Genomic DNA, 16,032 nt, shown 5'->3' on the forward strand with positions numbered 1-16,032 from the left:
TCAGCCGCCGAGGACGTCGGTGCGCCAGCCGTCCTCCAGCGGGGCCACCCAGCCGGCGCCGAGCTCGGGGTCGGCGTCGCGGGAGAGCTCGGCGAACGGCGGCACGGCGGGGGAGGAGGGCAGCGCCTCGAACGCCGACCGCACGTCGGCCGGCACCCGGTCGAGGTCGACGACCGGGTACTGGCCCCAGGCGGCCGGGTCGGCCTTGGCCAGCTGCTGCTCGGGGGACAGCGCGAGGTCGGCGACGACGAGCGCGCCCGCCTGGTCGCCGGCGTTGGCCGGGACGGCGAGGAAGCTCGCGTTGCCGAGCGTGCCGCCGTCGAGCGGCAGCACCCGGGTGGACTCCGGCAGCGCGCCGGAGGCGACCTGCTGGGCGAGGGTGGCCGGGCCGTAGGTCATGGTCATGTCGACCTGGTCGCCGGCGTAGAGCTCCTCGAGCGCGGCGAGGTCGCGGGGGTAGGTCTCCCCGGCCCGCCACAGCGACGGCGCCAGGCCCGACAGCCGCTCGAACAGCTGCGGCGCCACCTCGTCGAAGGCGGCCTGGTCGAACTCGGCGGGCACCTCGTCGGGGCCGCCGGCGACGGCGTAGAGCGCCTGCCGCAGGAAGGCCGAGCCGGTGAAGTCCGGCGGCGCCGGGTAGGTGAACCGGCCGGGGTTGGCCTCGATCCAGTCGAACAGCTCGGTCATCGACGCCGGCGGGTCGGTCACGTCGGCGGAGTCGTAGGCCAGCACGAACTGCGCCTTGTGCCACGGCGCCTCGCAGCCGTCGACCGGCGTGCCGAAGTCGCTGGTGAGCAGCGGGTCCTCCGGGTCGACGAACTCCATGGCGGGCAGCTGCGCGGTCCAGCCGCACAGCCACGCGTCGGCCTGCCGCCCGGTCGCGAAGTTCTCGCCGTTGACCCACACCAGGTCGACGCTGCCGTCGTCCTCGCCGGCCTGCAGCTCCGACAGCACCCGGTTGAGCGCGTCGGCGGTGTCGGCGACCGGCACCCGGCGCAGCGTGACGCCGAGCTCCGCGGCCGCGGGCGCCAGCACGTCGTCGACGTAGGTGTTGCCCTGCTGGTCGCCGCCGTACATCCACAGGTCGACCGTCTGCCCGTCGGCCTCGGCGAGCACCTCGTCCCAGCTGCGGTCGGGCGCCGAGGGGGCCGCCGCGCCCTCGCTGCCCGGCTCGGGCGCCCCGGAGCAGGCCGACACGGCCAGGACGGTGCCCAGGACGGCGGCGGACAGGATCGGGCGGCGCGTGCGCACGGGGGCGGCTCCTGGCTCCGGACGGCTCCGGGCTCGACGACGGCGGGTCCGGGTCGCGCCCGGACGCCGGAGGGGGCAGCGTGCGCGGGGGACCGGCAGGAGGTTGTCACGCAACCGGGTGGCGCGCCATCCGGACGGGCGGAACAGGAGGACCGCGTGCTCGACGGGACCACCCGCCCGCTGGTGGCGCCGCTGCTGGAGGCGCTGGCCGCGCGCGTCGACCGGCCCGCGGTCACGCCGGACCGGGTCACGCTGCTCGGCCTGACGCTCGGCCTGGGCTCGGCGGTGGCGGCCGCGTACGCGCTGTGGTTGCCGGCCCTGGCGCTGTGGCTGCTGTCGCGGGTCGCCGACGGCCTCGACGGCGTCCTCGCCCGCCGGCGGGCGCGGGACGGCGAGCCGCCGTCGGCCGCGGGCGGCTACCTCGACATCACCGCCGACTTCCTCGTCTACGGCGCCACGGTGGCCGGCGTCGGCATCGGGTGGGACGGCTCCCTGCTGCCCTTCGTCGCGGTGCTGGTCGCCTACTACCTCAACGGCGCGACGTTCCTCGCCTTCTCCTCCCTGGCCGAGCGCACCGGCCGGCGCCTCGACGACGGCCGGTCGCTGTCCTTCCTCGGCGGACTGGCCGAGGGCACGGAGACCGTGCTGGTGCACGCGCTGTGGCTGCTGCTGCCCGGGTCCGCCGGGACCATCGCCTGGGTCTGGGCCGCGGTGGTCGGCGTCAGCGGGCTGCAGCGGATGGTCGCGGGCTACCGCGCGCTGCGCTGACCTCCCGCCGCACCGGCCAGCCGCCGCAGGCGCACCCACGCGGCGGTCACCGGCCGCGCCCGGGCCAGCCGGGACCGCACGTCGTCGAGGGCGGCGTTCCACGGCCCGTCGGCGTGCGTGGGGTAGGGGTGCGTGGTGCCGGCCAGGTCGCCGGTCCGCAACCCCTTCCGGACGGCGAGGGTCAGCTCCGCCAGCGCCTCCCCGGCCCGGGGCCCGACGACCGTGGCGCCCTCCACCCGCGAGCGCGGGCCCAGCGCCAGCCGGGCGAACCCGTCGGTGCGGCCCTCGGCGACCGCGCGGTCGACCCGCTCGGCGCGGCGGGTGACCGTCCGCGGGGGCGGTGCGCCGTCGCCGGCCCAGGTCGGCGCCCCGACCGCGGCCACCTCGGGGTCGGTGAACGTGACCCGCGGGACGGCCCGCCGGTCGATCGTCCGCCGCAGGCCGAGGACGGCGTTGGCCGCGGCGGTGGCGCCGTGCACGCCGGCGGTGTGCGTCCACCGGGAGACGGCGGTGAGGTCGCCCGCGGCCCACACGTGCGGGTTGGTGGTGCGCAGCGCGTCGTCGACCCGGACGTACCCGTCGTCGTCCAGGGCCACCCCGGCGGCGGCGGGGTCGAGCGCCGCGGTGTCGGGGCGCCGGCCGACGGCCACCAGCAGCCGGTCGAAGGGGACCGTGGCGGCGCCGCCCGGGCCCTCGACGGTCACCTCGCCCGCGCCGCCGGGCTCCCCGGACACGGCGGTCACGCGCGTGCCGGTGCGGACGTCGACGCCGTCGCGCCGCAGCGCCGCGGCCACCAGCGCGGAGGCGTCGGGGTCCTCGCCGGGCAGCACGCGCGGCAGCGCCTCGACGAGGGTGACCGCGGCGCCCAGGCGGGCGAACGCCTGCCCCAGCTCGCAGCCGATCCCGCCGCCGCCCAGCACGACCAGCCGGCGCGGCAGGACGTCGAGGTCCCACACCGTCTCGCTGGTCAGCGGGGCGCCCTCGCGCAGCCCGGGCACGGGCGGGAGCACGGGGGACGCGCCGGTGGCCAGCAGCGCCGCGCGGAAGGCGACCGGCCGCCCGTCGAGGTCGAGGGTGCCCGGGCCGGTCAGCCGGGCGGTGCCCCGGCGCACCGTCACGCCGGCGGCCTCCAGCGCGGCGGGGGAGTCCTCGGGCTCGATCGCGGCGATCGCGCCGCGCACGTGGCGCATGACGGCGGCGAGGTCGACGGTCACGCCCGTGACGGTGACGCCCAGCTCGCCGGCGGTGCGGGCCTCGGCGGCGCGGGCGGCGGCCGCGAGCAGCGCCTTGCTCGGCACGCACCCGGTCCACAGGCAGTCGCCGCCGGGGCGGTCGCGCTCGGCCATCAGCACCCGGGCGCCCAGCGCGGCCGCCGTCCGCGCGCCCACGAGGCCCGCCGTCCCCCCGCCGACCACCACCAGGTCCCAGACGTGCTCGCGGGCCACCGCGCTCCTCCCGGTCAGCCCGCCGGGGGGATCGCGGCGAGGATCGGACCGAACGTGCCACGGGGAGGACGCATGCGCGACAACAGCCGGGACGTGGTCGTGGTCGGGGGCGGCCACAACGGGCTGGTCGCCGCGTGCCTGCTGGCCCGGGCCGGCCGGGACGTGCTGGTGCTCGAGCAGTCCGGCCGGCTGGGCGGCGGCACCCGCACCGAGGAGCTGCTGCCGGGGTACCGCTTCGACACCCACGCCGTCGCGCACAACCTCGTGCAGGCCACCGGGCTGGTCGAGGAGCTCCGGCTGGGGGAGGTGGGCCTGGAGTACGTCGAGATGGACCCGTTCGCCGTCTCGATCGGGCGCGACGGCGCGATCGTCCGGTTCTCCCGCAGCGTGGAGGCCACCGTGGCCTCGATCGCCGAGGTCGCCCCGGAGGACGCGGCCCGCTACGGCGACTGGATCGGGGACGCATCCCCGCTGGTCGACCTCATGGCCGCGGGCCTGCGCCGGCCGGCCGCCCGCGACCTCCCGGGGCTGGCAGGCGCCGCCGTGCGGGCGCTGCGCCGCGGTGGCGGGCCGCTCGGGCTGGCCGGCCTGCTCGCCTCCCCGTACGGCGCGCTGCTGCGCCAGCGGCTGGCGACCGACCGGGTGCGCGCCCCGGTGGCCGCCTTCGCCGCGCACGCCTCCGCCGCGCCGGACGCGCCGGGCAGCGCGCTGTTCGCCCTCTGGCAGGCCTTCTACCACCGGATCGGGCAGTGGCACCCGCTCGGCGGCTCGCAGGCGCTGACCGACGCGCTCGCCCGGCGGCTCGCGGCCGAGGGCGGGGAGGCGCGCACCGGGGCCGCCGTCGCGGCGGTCGAGCACGACGGCGGCCGGGTGCGCGGCGTCCGGCTCGAGGACGGCTCGCGCGTCGCCGCCCGCGCGGTCGTCACCGCGATCGACCCGCGGACGGCGCTGCTGGAGCTGCCCGACCCGGCGCTGACCGGGCCGGTGCCCGACCGGCTGCGCGCCGCCTCCCGCGGCAACGCGGTGCAGGCGCTGGTGCTGCTCGCCGTCGACCGGCTGCCGGCCTACCCGGGCGCGCGTCCGGGCGACCACGCGGGCCTGCAGTCGTTCGTCGACGGACTCGGCGCGCTGGCCGGCGGCTTCGCCCGGGCCGGCGCCGGGTTGCTGCCCGGGGACCCGGTGCCCACCTACGCGTTCACCCCGAGCGCGCTCGACCCCGGCCTCGCCCCGCCGGGGCGGCACACCGTCTACCTCGCCTGCCCCTGCGCCCCGGCGGAGCTGCACGGCGGGTGGGCGGCGGCCCGGGAGTCCTTCGCCGACCGGATGGTCGACACGGTGGAGGCCCGCGCGCCGGGGTTCCGCGACTCGGTCGTCGGCCGGGTCGTGCGCACCCCGGAGGACATGGCGGCGGAGCTGCGCTGGCCCGGGGCGCACCCGATGGTCCTCGACGTCTCCCCGCACCAGCTCGGGCCGCTGCGCCCCACCCGCGAGCTCGCCGGGCACCGCACGCCCCTGGCCGGGCTGTACCTCAGCGGCGCGGGGACGGCGCCGGTGGGCGGGGTGTCCGGCGCCCCGGGTGCCGCGGCCGCGCGGGCGCTGCTGCTCGACGCGCGGAGGCAGGGCCGGCGCTGAGCGGCCGGCCGCCGGTCACACCGCCGGTCACGCTGCCGGTCACGCTGCCGGTCACGCTGCCGGTCACGCTGCCGGGAACTCGCCGGTGTCGACGAGGCGCTCGGCCACCTCGCGCAGCTTCGTGTTGGTCCTGTTCGACACCCGGGCCAGGGCCGCGAAGGCCTGTTCGGGGGTGAGGCGGAAGCGCTCGACGAGGATGCCCTTGGCCTGGTCGATGACCGCCCGCGAGTCCAGGGCCTGCTGGAGGTTGACGGCCTGCTCCGACAGGCGCGTGACCAGGTGGCTGTCGGCGACCCGGGCGGCGGCGAGGCGGGCCAGCAGCTCCGCGCGCTCCCGCGGCTCCCCGCCGGCCCCGACCGGGAGCTGGAGGTAGACGTTCAGTCCCCCGCTCGCCGGCCGGGCGGTGGGGAAGGGCACCGACAGGACCGACCGCAGACCCGCGGCCGCGGCGGCGCGCGCCAGCTCCGGCCAGCGCGGGTCGTGCGCGGTGTCCTCGACGACGAGCATCCGGCCGGTGGCGACGGCCTCCAGGCAGGGTCCGGAGCCGGCGCGGTACTGGACCTGGTCCAGCTCGGCCGCCACCTGGGCGCTGGTGCCCACGGTGGTGCCGCCGTCCACCCCGAGGACCGTGACCGACAGGGCGGGCCGGCCGCCGAGCGCGTCGGCGGCCAGGCCCGCGACCTGCTCGAGCACGAGGGGCAGGGGCCGGTCCGCGGGGACGAGGGCGAGGTGGAGCAGGGCGGCCGCGAGGCGGTCGTCCGCGGGGTACACGAGAGTCACTCCGACCAGGGCGGTGCCGGACGAGCCGGCGGGTCCGTGCCGAGGTCCGGTTGTTGCAGACCCTCGGGGGGCGGGGAGGTCCCCGCGCACGCCGGCTGTGTGACGCGCGGGAGCGAGGATACCGCCGGGACCGGGGGGCGCGGCGGCGGGTCCGGGCGTGCACGGTGGCGGTCGGGGGTAGGGCCGCCGCGTGGCAGACACCCAGGACGGCCCCGAGCTGCACCCGGTCACCCGCGAGCTGGCGGAGGGCCCCAACTACGCGGCGATCAGCACGCTGCTGCCCAGCGGGCGGATCCAGACGCAGTACATCTGGGTGGGCACCGACGGCGAGCGGCTGTTCGTCAACACCGAGACCGGGCGGCGCAAGTTCGAGAACATGGAGCGCGACGCGCGGGTCACCCTCGCCATCCGCGACGAGCAGGACCCCTACCGCTACGCCGAGGTGCGCGGCCGGGTCGTCGACACCACCACCGGCCCGCAGGCGCGGGCGCAGATCGACGAGCTGTCGCAGAAGTACGACGGCAGGCCGTACCCGGCCGAGAACATCACGACCGAGCGCGTCATCGTCTGGATCGAGCCGGAGCGGCAGACGACGACCGGCTGACCGCCGCGCGCCCGGTCAGCGGTCGCCGTAGCGGGCGGCGAACTCGCCGGGCGTCATGCCGGTGACCCGGGCGAAGTCGCGGGTCAGGTGCGGCTGGTCGGCGTACCCGAGCGCGGCGGCCACCTCGGCCACCGTCGTCGTCCGCTCGCGCAGCCGCCCGGCGGCCTCCTGCAGCCGGCGGCGCTGCACCAGCCACTTCGGCGTCAGGCCGAGGCGCCGGGAGCACAGCCGCTGCAGCGCGCGCTCCGACAGCCCCGTCTCCGCGCACAGCTGGTCGACGCGGGTGAGGTCCGGCCGGGACTCCACCAGCGCCACCACCCGGTCGACCAGCCGCCCCTCGTCGTCCACGGGCAGGAACCGGGTCAGGACGTCGGTGTAGGCGGCCATCGCGGCCGCGTGCGCGTCCGGCGAGGACGGGTCGCGGGCCATCGCGGCGCGCACCGCCGCGGCCAGCCGGGCGCCGTCGTCGCCGAGCACCTCGCCGGCGTCGACGTGCCGGTCGGTGAACGCCGACACCGGCCCGCCGGCCACCAGCGCCCCGGCCGCGGGGGTGAGCATCACGCCGGCGGCCCAGCCGTCGCCGGCCAGCGTCGTCGTCGACAGGCCCTGGACGACGCCGTGGAAGCGCGCGTAGTCGGGGGCGACCACGAGCAGGCAGCACGGGTACTGCAGCACCCGCTGCACCGACTCCTGACCCGGCGGCACCGACCACACCGGGAGCCAGAACCGCTGCACGAGCGCGGCGAGCGGCCCGTCGGCCTCGTACCGGTGGACGACGGCGGTGACGTCGCGCGGGTCGCGCAGGTGGGCCCGCTCGATCGCGTCCAGCCGGCGCGGGCGGGGTGCGGTGTCGGGTTCCATCAAGACCCAGGCTGCCGCACCGGCGAGGCTGGCGTCATGGACACGCTCACCACCCCGGTCGCCACCGCCTACGCCGCCGCCCTCGAGCCGCTGCTCGCCGTCGCCGACGCCGTCCCGGCCGCGGGCTGGGACGCGCCCACCCCGTGCGAGGGCTGGAGCGCCCGCGACGTCGTGACCCACCTGGTCGACACCCAGCGCGAGTTCCTCACCGGCCGCGGGATCGACCTCGGCCCCGCGCCCGACGTCGCCGCCGACCCGGCCGGCGCCCTGCGCGCCCACGCCGGCCGCGTGCTCGCCGCCGTCGGCGACCCGGACGTCGCCGACGCCCCCTACGACGGCTTCTTCGGCCCGACGACGGTGGGCGCCACGCTCGAGCAGTTCTACGTCTGGGACCTCGTCGTCCACCGCTGGGACCTCGCCACCGCCACCGGCCAGGACGCCGCACTCTCCGGCGCCGAGCTGGACCGGATCGAGACCGGGGCGGCCTCCTGGGGCGACGCCCTGTACATGGAGGGCATCTGCCAGAGGGTCGAGGCGCCCGCGGACGCCGGCCGGCAGACGCGGGTGCTGGCGCTCCTGGGCCGCCGCGCCTGATCGCCGTCCCGGCTGGGTAGCCGGGGCGCGTGCACAGCCCCGACTCCGCCGACGGTCCCCGCGAGGGCCGGCTCCAACTGCGCGACGGCCGCACCCTCGCCTACGCCGAGTGGGGCGACCCGGCCGGGCGGCCGGTGCTCGGCTGCCACGGCTCCCCGAGCTCCCGCCTGGAGCGGCACGTCGAGGACCCCGGCGCCTACCGCCGCTGGGGGATCCGGTTCGTCGTCCCCGACCGGCCCGGCTTCGGCCGCTCCGACCCGCAGCCGGGCCGGCGGGTGACCGACTGGCCGGGCGACGTCGCCCAGCTGCTCGACACCCTCGGCATCGAGCGCACCGCCGTCCTCAGCCTCTCCGGCGGCGCCGCCTACGCCCTGGCCTGCGCGCACGCCATGCCCGAGCGGGTGACGGCGGTCGGCGTCCTCGGCGGGGCGCCGCCGCCGGACGTCCCGTGGGCCTGGTCCGACGTGCTGCTGGGCCGGCTGCCGCAGACCGTGCGCGCCGCCGTCCACCGGCCGTCCCGGGCGACGACGGCGCTGCTGCGGCCGGTGTTCGCGCCGCTGACCGTCCGCCCCGGCCTGCTGCCGCGCTACCTGCAGGTGCGGCTCAACCCGGCCGACCGCCGCGTCCTGGGCCGCCCGGCCGTCCGGAAGGCGATGGCCGCGACCTTCACCGAGGGCCTGCGGCAGGGCGCCGGCGCGCTCGCGGAGGACCGGGCGCTGCTGTTCCGGCCGTGGGGCTTCCCGCTCGCCGAGGTGACCCAGCACGTGCACCTCTGGCACGGCACCCAGGACTGGCAGGTCCCGGTCGGACTGGGCCGGGTGCTGGCCGCGATGCTGCCGCGCTGCACCGCCCACTGGTACGCCGGCGAGGGCCACTTCCTCGTCTTCGACCACGCGCGCGAGGTCTACGGTGCGCTCGCCCCCGTGAGTGGGTAGCCGCGCGCCATGACCGACCTCCGCGGCCGTGCGGTGCCGCCCACCTACGTCAACGCCAACCGCCTGTGGGTGGACTCGCGCGTCCGCTACGAGATCGGCCTGCGGGTGGAGGGCGCGATCCTGCGCCGGCTGGGCGCCCGCGGGTCCCGCGCGGTGGAAATCGGCACCGGCCGGCGGGGGCTCGGCGCGCGGGTCGCCGTCGAGCGCCTGGGCGCCACGGAGGTGACCGCCTTCGACGTGCACGCCGCGTCGGTGGGCCGCGCGCGGATGCGCTGCGCCGACCTCGCCGACCGGGTGACCTTCCGGGTCGGCGACGCCACCGCGCTGCCGGTCGACGACGGGAGCGTCGACCTCGTCGTCGACTTCCACGCCCTGCACCACATCGTGGACTGGCGGGCCGCCGTCGCCGAGGCCGCGCGGGTGCTGCGCCCCGGCGGGCAGCTGGCGCTCACCGAGATGACCGCCCGGTTCGTCGACGCCCCGGCGCTGCGGGCGGTGTCCCGCCACCCCGCCGACCGGTTCTCCACCGACCAGCTGGTCGCCGAGCTCGCCGCGCACGGGCTCGAGGTGCCGCCGGGCCGGCTGCGCCGCGCTGCCGGCGACCGGTGGATCCAGGCCGTGGCGACCCGGGCGTGAGGGCCGGCGACGCCGTCCGGGGCGCCCTGGCCCTCCTGCGCCGGCACGCCGGCCGCGTCTACGCGCTGTCGCTCGCGGTCACGCTGGTCAACACCGTGCCCGACGTGCTGCGGCAGCTGCTCGTCCACGACGACCCGAGCGTCGCGCACGCGCTGCTGGTCGACGTCGTCGGCTTCGGCACGGGCCTGCTCGCGCAGCTGTGGCTCACCGGCGCGCTCACCGGGCTGCCCGACGACGGCCGGCTGCGCCCGCGCGGCGCCCTCGGGCGGGGGACGGCGACCGCGCTGCGGGCGGTGCGCGCCTCGCCGGCCGCGGTGCTGGCCGGGGTCGTCCTCGGCGGCGCGGTGTCGGCGTGCCTGACGCTGCCGGCGTCGATCGCCGCCCTCGGGCTCGACGGCGTCCTGGGCCCGCTCGGCGCGCCGTCGGCGGCCGCGTTCGCCGTCGCCACGGTCAGCGACGTCGTGGCGAGCTGGGTCACGCTGCCCTTCCTGGCCGTCGTGCTGGTGCTCACCGCCGGTTCGGCCCGGCGGTTCGCGGGCAAGGGCGGCTCGTGAGCAGCCTGAGCAGCAGGGACTGGGACGTCACCCGCAAGACCGTCGGGTCGTTGTCGATGTGGATCGGCACGGCGGCGCTGTTCGCGCCGCGCTGGATCGCCGGCTCCCTCGGCGTGCGGCCCGACGCGGCGCAGGGCGACGTCGCGCTGCCGCTGCTGGTGCGCCTGGGCGCGGCCCGCAACATCGCGATGGGCGCCGCGCTGCTCGTGACCCCGGCGCCGCAGGCCCGCCGCACCACCGAGGTGACGCTGCTGCTCACGGCGCTCGACGCGGCCGCGGTGTGGACCTCGCGCGCCACCGGCGACGTGCGCACCCGCAGCGCCGTGCTGTCGGGGATCGTGCTGGCGCTGTCGGGCTACGGCGCGGCCCGCTGGCACCGGGAGTAGGGCTCACCGCCAGGAGGACTCACCGCCAGGCGAACACCGGCTGCTCGAGGTGCGCCACCCGCTCCACCTCGCCGCGGCAGGCGGCCCGGCAAAACTGCAGCACCACCGCGGCGGTGGGCGCGTGCAGCCAGCCGCCGAACAGCGGCAGCCGGACCACCGGGGCGTCGGACTCCGGGATGGTCACCAGCACCGGGTCGACGTCGAGGTCGGCCAGCGGCACCTGGTACGCCGCGGCCACCTCGGCCTCGGCGGGCACCAGCGGCCCGGTCTCGCCGGCCCACACGACCACCGGCGTCATCACGTAGCCGGAGCGGGTCACGTAGTCGTCGAGGACGCCGAGCACGTCCCCGGGCCCGCGCTCGAGCCCGACCTCCTCGGCCACCTCGCGCAGCGCGCCCTGCACGGGCGTCTCGCCGTCGTCGAGCCGGCCGCCGGGGAGCGCCCACTGCCCGGCGTGCGCCCGGAGGCCCGGAGCGCGGCGGGTGAGCAGCAGGGCGGGGCCGCCGCCGTCGCAGGTGACGCAGACGGCGACCCCGGCCTGCCGCAGCTCGGGACGGGCGGCCGCGCGGCGGGGGAAGTCCCGCAGCCGCGCGGCCACCGTGTCCCGGGTCAGCACCCGGTCAGGGTGGGTCAGAGCCAGCCGCGCCGCGAGCCGAGCTGGCGGACGGCGGCGTCGAGCTGCGCGGCCACCGCGGACACGTCGGTGTCGTGATGCGACAGGTGCAGCCGGCCGCCGACGTCGCGGCCCTCGGTGAACAGCCCGCCGCGGCGGTCGACCTCGAGGACGACCTCGACGCCGTGCGGCGAGGTCAGGAAGGTGACCTCGAGCTCGTTGACGCGGCCGCGCAGCGCGGGCGGCGGGGTGAACTCCACCTCCTGGTAGAAGGGCAGGTCGCTGCCGGCCAGGCGGCCCTTCTCGACGTCGGCGCCGCGGAAGCCGAAGCCCAGGCCGCCGAGCGCCTGCAGGACGGTGCGCTGCACGGGCAGCGGCTGCACGGTGACCGCGTCGAGGTCGCCGGGGTCGCTGCCGCCGGGGATGTCGACGCGGGTGCGCAGGCCGATGGAGACCCCGCGCAGCGTCCAGCCGTCGACGGCGGTGAACGGGCACTGCCAGGGCACCGGGAAGCTGAACGGCACGGCGGCCCGGGCGCCCGGCTCGATCCGGCCGGCGCCGGCCACGACGGCGGTGCCGAAGGTGACGTTCTCCCGCCACTCGTGGTCGCCGCTCTCCACCTCGACCGCGGCCTGCAGCGAGACGCGGCACTCGGCGATGTCCTGGGCGACGGAGCCACCGGTCAGGTGCACCGTGCCGGTGACGGTGCCGCCGGGCTGGGTGACGGGGGAGTCGAGGACGGTGTCGACGGTGGCGTTGCCGGCGCCGAGCTTCGCCATCAGGTTGCGGAAGGCCATGGGGGAGGTGCTCCGTTCGGTTCGGGGACGGCGCGGATGCTGACACCACGCCCGGCGGCTGGCGAGGGGTTCCCGCGCGGCCCGCGGGGAGGCTCCCGCGCCCTACCGGCGAGTAGTTGGACGTCCTACTAAATCCGGCCTACCGTGCCCGGCATGGCGTCCGCGGAGCTGCACGTCCCCGTCCACCCCGTCCGGTTCGTCACCGCGGCGAGCCTGTTCGACGGGCACGACGCGGCGATCAACGTCATGCGCCGGCTGCTGCAGAGCCAGGGCGCGGAGGTCGTGCACCTGGGCCACGACCGGTCGGTCGACGCCGTCGTCCGGGCCGCGCTGGAGGAGGACGTGCAGGGCGTCGCGATCTCCTCCTACCAGGGCGGGCACGTCGAGTACTTCGGCTACCTGGTCGACCGGCTGCGCGAGGCCGGCGCGGGCCACGTGCAGGTGTTCGGCGGCGGCGGGGGCGTGATCGTGCCCGACGAGATCGCCGCGCTGCGCGAGCGGGGCGTGCGGATCTTCAGTCCCGAGGACGGCGCCCGCCTGGGCCTGCCCGGGATGATCAACGAGCTGATCGCGTCCTGCGACGTCGACCTCACCGAGCAGCGGCCCGACGTCGACGCGCTGCTCACCGGCGACCCGCGGGCGCTGGCCCGGGCGATCACCGTGCTGGAGGCCGGCGCCGACGACGAACTGGCCGCCCGCGTCCGCGAGGCCGCCGCGGGGCGCACCGTGCCGGTCCTCGGCATCACCGGCACCGGCGGCTCGGGCAAGTCCTCACTGACCGACGAGCTGCTGCGCCGGCTGCGCCGCGACCAGGAGGACAAGCTGCGGGTCGCGGTCGTGGCGGTCGACCCCACCCGGCGGCGCGGCGGCGGCGCGCTGCTCGGCGACCGGATCCGGATGAACGCGCTGGAGTCCGGCGAGGGCTCGCACACCTTCTTCCGCTCGATGGCCACCCGCACGGCCGGCGCGCAGGTGCCCGGGCACCTGGACGACGTGCTCGCCGCGGTGAGGGCCGCCGGGTTCGACCTGGTGATCGTGGAGACGCCGGGCATCGGGCAGGGCGACGCCGCGATCGTGCCGTTCAGCGACGTCTCGCTCTACGTCATGACGCCGGAGTTCGGCGCCGCGTCGCAGCTCGAGAAGATCGACATGCTCGACCTCGCCGACGTCGTCGCGATCAACAAGTTCGAGCGCCGCGGCGCGGAGGACGCCCGCCGCGACGTCGCCCGGCAGATGGTGCGCAACCGCGAGGCCTTCGGGCAGCCGTGGGAGTCCATGCCGGTGTTCGGCACCAGCGCCGCCCGCTTCGACGACGACGGCGTCACCGCGCTGTACCAGGAGCTGCTGCGCCTGCTGGTCGACAAGGGCTTGCCCGCGGGCGCCGGTGTGCTGCCGCGGGTCGACGTCCGGGCCTCGACGGGGCTGTCGAGCGTCGTGCCGTCGTCGCGGGCGCGGTACCTCGCCGAGGTGGCCGAGGCGGTGCGCGGGCACCACCGGGTGACCGACGAGCAGGCCGCCGTCGTGCGGCGCCGCCAGCACCTGACCACGGCCGCGGAGGTGCTGGAGGGTGAGGCCGCGGACGCCGCCCGGGCGGCCGCCGAGGCCGCCGACCGGGAGCTGCTGCCCGAGGTGCGCACGCTGCTCGAGGAGTGGCCCTCTCGGGTGGAGCAGTACTCCGGCGACGAGTACGTCTACACCGTCCGCGGCAAGGAGATCCGCACGCCGCTGACCCGCGAGACGCTGAGCGGCACGAAGGTGCCGCGGGTGGCGCTGCCACGCACGCAGGACTCCGCCGAGCTGCTGCGCTTCCTGCGGCGGGAGAACCTGCCCGGCGCGTTCCCGTACACGGCCGGCGTCTTCCCGTTCAAGCGGTCCGGCGAGGCCCCGACGCGGATGTTCGCCGGCGAGGGCGACGCGTTCCGTACCAACCGCCGCTTCCGGGTGCTCTCGGCCGGCAACGAGGCCACCCGGCTGTCGACGGCGTTCGACTCGGTCACCCTGTACGGCCGCGACCCCGACCCGCGCCCCGACGTCTACGGCAAGGTCGGCACGTCCGGCGTGTCGATCGCGACGCTCGACGACATGCGGGTGCTCTACGACGGCTTCGACCTGTGCGCGCCCGTGACGTCGGTGTCGATGACGATCAACGGGCCGGCGCCGGCGGTGCTCGCGATGTTCCTCAACACCGCGATCGAGCAGCGCCTCGACCGGTTCCGCGAGGAGGAGGGCCGCGAGCCCGACGCGGCCGAGGCCGACGAGATCCGCGCGTGGGTGCTGGCCAACGTCCGCGGCACGGTGCAGGCCGACATCCTCAAGGAGGACCAGGGCCAGAACACCTGCATCTTCTCCACCGAGTTCGCGCTGCGCTGCATGGCCGACATCCAGGCCTGGTTCATCGAGAACCGGGTGCGGAACTTCTACTCGGTCTCGATCTCCGGCTACCACATCGCCGAGGCCGGGGCGAACCCCATCAGCCAGCTCGCCTTCACCCTCGCGAACGGGTTCACCTACGTCGAGGCGTACCTGGCGCGCGGCATGTCGATCGACGACTTCGCGCCCAACCTGTCGTTCTTCTTCAGCAACGGCATGGACGCCGAGTACACGGTGATCGGCCGGGTGGCGCGGCGGATCTGGGCGGTGGCGATGCGCGACCGCTACGGCGCCAACGCCCGCTCCCAGCAGCTGAAGTACCACGTGCAGACCTCGGGCCGGTCGCTGCACGCGCAGGAGATGGACTTCAACGACATCCGGACGACGCTGCAGGCGCTGTGCGCGATCTACGACAACGCCAACTCGCTGCACACCAACGCCTACGACGAGGCCGTGACGACGCCGTCGGAGCACTCGGTGCGCCGGGCGCTGGCGATCCAGATGATCATCGACCGGGAGTGGGGCCTCGCCGGCAACGAGAACCCGCTGCAGGGCGCGGCCGTCGTCGACGAGCTCACCGACCTCGTGGAGGAGGCGGTGCTCGCGGAGTTCGACCGGATCGCCGAGCGCGGCGGCGTGCTGGGCGCCATGGAGACCGGCTACCAGCGCGGCAAGATCCAGGACGAGTCGATGCTCTACGAGCACCGCAAGCACGACGGCTCGCTGCCGATCGTCGGCGTCAACACCTTCCTCGACCCGCACCGGGACTCCGCGTCGCCGAAGCCGGTGGAGCTCGCCCGGGCCACCGAGGACGAGAAGCAGTCGCAGCTGCGCCGGCTCGCCGAGTTCCAGGCCCGTCACGCCGGCGAGGCGCCGGCCGCGCTGGCCGCGCTGCAGAAGGCGGCGACGTCGGGCGGGAACGTGTTCGCCGCGCTGATGGACGCCGTCCGGGTGTGCTCGCTCGGGCAGATCAGCGAGGCGTTCTTCGAGGTGGGTGGCCAGTACCGGCGCAATGTCTGATCTGGTCAGCCGTTCGCGCGCGGACGGCGTGCGCGACGACCTGGGCGAGCCGGTCCCGCTCCCGGGGCCGGCGCGCCGGATCGTGTCGCTGGTGCCGTCGCTGACCGAGGCGTTCGCGGTGACGGTGCCCGAGCGGCTCGTCGGCGCCACCGACTGGTGCACGCACCCGGCCGGCCTCGACGTGCCGCGGGTGCGGGGCACCAAGAACCCCGACCGGGCGGCGATCGCGGCGCTGGAGCCCGACCTCGTCGTCTGCAACCGGGAGGAGAACCGGCGCCTCGACGTCGACCGGCTGCGGGCGGCCGGCATCGCGGTGTGGGTGACGGTGATCGAGTCGGTGGACGAGGCACTGGCGTCGATGCGCCGCCTGTTCGCCGAGGCACTCCGGGTGCCGGAGCCCGGGTGGCTGACGATCGCCGCGGCCGAGTGGGCGCGGCCGGTGCCGGCGCCAGCGCTGCGGTGCGCGGTGCCGGTGTGGCGCGACCCGTGGATGGTCGTGGGGCCGCGGACCTTCACCGGCGACGTGCTGGCCCGCCTCGGCCTGGTCAACGCGTTCGGGGAGGGGGAGGACCGCTACCCGCACGTGTCGGTCGACGACGTCCTCGCCGCGCGGCCCGACGTCGTCCTGCTGCCCGACGAGCCCTACGTGTTCACCGCCGACGACGGGCCGGAGGCGTTCCCGGGCGTGCGGTCGGTGCTGGTGCCCGGACGGGCGCTGACCTGGTACGGGCCGTCGCTGGCGACCGCCCGCGCGGACCTGCTGGGCGCCCTCGGCGACCGCTGACG

Annotated in this window: 16 protein-coding genes; 10 read left to right on the forward strand and 6 right to left on the reverse strand. The window is 77.0% G+C overall.

The window, feature by feature from the left end; all coding sequences use genetic code 11:
• Window positions 1–1,251 (reverse strand): ABC transporter substrate-binding protein, encoded by a 1,251-nt coding sequence (locus ACI78R_RS09240; RefSeq protein WP_457040475.1) that lies wholly within the window; start codon window positions 1,249–1,251, stop codon window positions 1–3.
• Window positions 1,252–1,407: 156 nt separating this feature from the next.
• Here ACI78R_RS09240 and ACI78R_RS09245 point away from each other — a divergent pair, with 156 nt between their 5' ends.
• Window positions 1,408–2,019 (forward strand): CDP-alcohol phosphatidyltransferase family protein, encoded by a 612-nt coding sequence (locus ACI78R_RS09245; RefSeq protein ID WP_457040476.1) that lies wholly within the window; start codon window positions 1,408–1,410, stop codon window positions 2,017–2,019.
• On the opposite strand, the gene ACI78R_RS09250 is transcribed toward ACI78R_RS09245, so the two are convergent.
• The gene (locus tag ACI78R_RS09250; RefSeq protein WP_457040477.1) at window positions 2,001–3,464 is read right to left on the reverse strand and encodes a dihydrolipoyl dehydrogenase family protein; all 1,464 of its coding nucleotides are present in this window, start codon (window positions 3,462–3,464) and stop codon (window positions 2,001–2,003) included. The genes ACI78R_RS09245 and ACI78R_RS09250 overlap by 19 nt on opposite strands.
• A gap of 72 nt (window positions 3,465–3,536) precedes the next feature.
• On the opposite strand from ACI78R_RS09250, the gene ACI78R_RS09255 reads away from it, so the two are divergent.
• Window positions 3,537–5,096 (forward strand): phytoene desaturase family protein, encoded by a 1,560-nt coding sequence (locus tag ACI78R_RS09255; protein WP_457040478.1) that lies wholly within the window; start codon window positions 3,537–3,539, stop codon window positions 5,094–5,096.
• A gap of 63 nt (window positions 5,097–5,159) precedes the next feature.
• Here the strand turns inward: ACI78R_RS09255 and ACI78R_RS09260 are convergent, their stop codons facing one another.
• A complete protein-coding gene (locus ACI78R_RS09260; RefSeq protein WP_457040479.1) occupies window positions 5,160–5,876 on the reverse strand; it encodes a GAF and ANTAR domain-containing protein in 717 nt (238 codons plus the stop codon).
• 190 nt (window positions 5,877–6,066) lie between these two features.
• Here ACI78R_RS09260 and ACI78R_RS09265 point away from each other — a divergent pair, with 190 nt between their 5' ends.
• On the forward strand, window positions 6,067–6,480 hold the full coding sequence (locus ACI78R_RS09265; RefSeq protein ID WP_457040480.1) for a TIGR03618 family F420-dependent PPOX class oxidoreductase: 414 nt from the start codon (window positions 6,067–6,069) through the stop codon (window positions 6,478–6,480).
• Window positions 6,481–6,495: 15 nt separating this feature from the next.
• On the opposite strand, the gene ACI78R_RS09270 is transcribed toward ACI78R_RS09265, so the two are convergent.
• Window positions 6,496–7,341, reverse strand: coding sequence for a helix-turn-helix domain-containing protein (locus ACI78R_RS09270; RefSeq protein WP_457040481.1), 846 nt, complete (start codon window positions 7,339–7,341; stop codon window positions 6,496–6,498).
• Window positions 7,342–7,377: 36 nt separating this feature from the next.
• On the opposite strand from ACI78R_RS09270, the gene ACI78R_RS09275 reads away from it, so the two are divergent.
• From ACI78R_RS09275 to ACI78R_RS09295, 5 genes are read left to right on the forward strand one after another with little or no spacing between them, the layout of a single operon-like run.
• On the forward strand, window positions 7,378–7,935 hold the full coding sequence (locus ACI78R_RS09275) for a TIGR03086 family metal-binding protein (protein WP_457040482.1): 558 nt from the start codon (window positions 7,378–7,380) through the stop codon (window positions 7,933–7,935).
• 29 nt (window positions 7,936–7,964) lie between these two features.
• Window positions 7,965–8,870, forward strand: a complete 906-nt coding sequence (locus ACI78R_RS09280; protein ID WP_457040483.1) for an alpha/beta fold hydrolase — start codon at window positions 7,965–7,967, stop codon at window positions 8,868–8,870.
• A 9-nt stretch (window positions 8,871–8,879) separates the two neighbouring features.
• Complete coding sequence (locus ACI78R_RS09285) at window positions 8,880–9,506, forward strand: class I SAM-dependent methyltransferase (protein ID WP_457040484.1); 627 nt, start codon at window positions 8,880–8,882, stop codon at window positions 9,504–9,506.
• Window positions 9,503–10,060 carry a hypothetical protein gene (locus tag ACI78R_RS09290; protein WP_457040485.1) on the forward strand — a complete coding sequence of 186 codons (558 nt, stop codon included), beginning with the start codon at window positions 9,503–9,505 and terminating at the stop codon, window positions 10,058–10,060. The genes ACI78R_RS09285 and ACI78R_RS09290 overlap by 4 nt, the downstream gene beginning before the upstream one ends.
• Window positions 10,057–10,446: a DUF4267 domain-containing protein gene (locus tag ACI78R_RS09295; RefSeq protein ID WP_457040486.1), complete on the forward strand. Its 390-nt coding sequence runs from the start codon at window positions 10,057–10,059 to the stop codon at window positions 10,444–10,446. The genes ACI78R_RS09290 and ACI78R_RS09295 overlap by 4 nt, the downstream gene beginning before the upstream one ends.
• A 19-nt stretch (window positions 10,447–10,465) precedes the next feature.
• On the opposite strand, the gene ACI78R_RS09300 is transcribed toward ACI78R_RS09295, so the two are convergent.
• Together ACI78R_RS09300 and ACI78R_RS09305 are read right to left on the reverse strand one after the other, a co-directional pair.
• Window positions 10,466–11,062 carry an NUDIX hydrolase gene (locus tag ACI78R_RS09300; RefSeq protein WP_457040487.1) on the reverse strand — a complete coding sequence of 199 codons (597 nt, stop codon included), beginning with the start codon at window positions 11,060–11,062 and terminating at the stop codon, window positions 10,466–10,468.
• A gap of 14 nt (window positions 11,063–11,076) precedes the next feature.
• On the reverse strand, window positions 11,077–11,856 hold the full coding sequence (locus ACI78R_RS09305) for a sporulation protein (protein WP_073420075.1): 780 nt from the start codon (window positions 11,854–11,856) through the stop codon (window positions 11,077–11,079).
• 153 nt (window positions 11,857–12,009) lie between these two features.
• Here ACI78R_RS09305 and icmF point away from each other — a divergent pair, with 153 nt between their 5' ends.
• Both icmF and ACI78R_RS09315 read left to right on the forward strand, forming a co-directional pair.
• On the forward strand, window positions 12,010–15,246 hold the full coding sequence (gene icmF, locus ACI78R_RS09310; RefSeq protein ID WP_457040488.1) for a fused isobutyryl-CoA mutase/GTPase IcmF: 3,237 nt from the start codon (window positions 12,010–12,012) through the stop codon (window positions 15,244–15,246).
• A 28-nt stretch (window positions 15,247–15,274) separates the two neighbouring features.
• Window positions 15,275–16,030 (forward strand): helical backbone metal receptor, encoded by a 756-nt coding sequence (locus ACI78R_RS09315; protein ID WP_457040489.1) that lies wholly within the window; start codon window positions 15,275–15,277, stop codon window positions 16,028–16,030.
• Window positions 16,031–16,032 lie beyond the last annotated feature (2 nt).

This window comes from Geodermatophilus sp. SYSU D01106 (assembly GCF_054049995.1).

What these genes read in the sequence shown, in the direction of transcription:
- ACI78R_RS09305 (WP_073420075.1), bottom strand. Translation starts at nt 11,856, where the DNA reads ATGGCCTTCCGCAACCTGATGGCGAAGCTCGGCGCCGGCAACGCCACC.
- icmF (WP_457040488.1), top strand. Translation starts at nt 12,010, where the DNA reads ATGGCGTCCGCGGAGCTGCACGTCCCCGTCCACCCCGTCCGGTTCGTC.
- ACI78R_RS09255 (WP_457040478.1), top strand. Translation starts at nt 3,537, where the DNA reads ATGCGCGACAACAGCCGGGACGTGGTCGTGGTCGGGGGCGGCCACAAC.
- ACI78R_RS09270 (WP_457040481.1), bottom strand. Translation starts at nt 7,341, where the DNA reads ATGGAACCCGACACCGCACCCCGCCCGCGCCGGCTGGACGCGATCGAG.
- ACI78R_RS09275 (WP_457040482.1), top strand. Translation starts at nt 7,378, where the DNA reads ATGGACACGCTCACCACCCCGGTCGCCACCGCCTACGCCGCCGCCCTC.
- ACI78R_RS09285 (WP_457040484.1), top strand. Translation starts at nt 8,880, where the DNA reads ATGACCGACCTCCGCGGCCGTGCGGTGCCGCCCACCTACGTCAACGCC.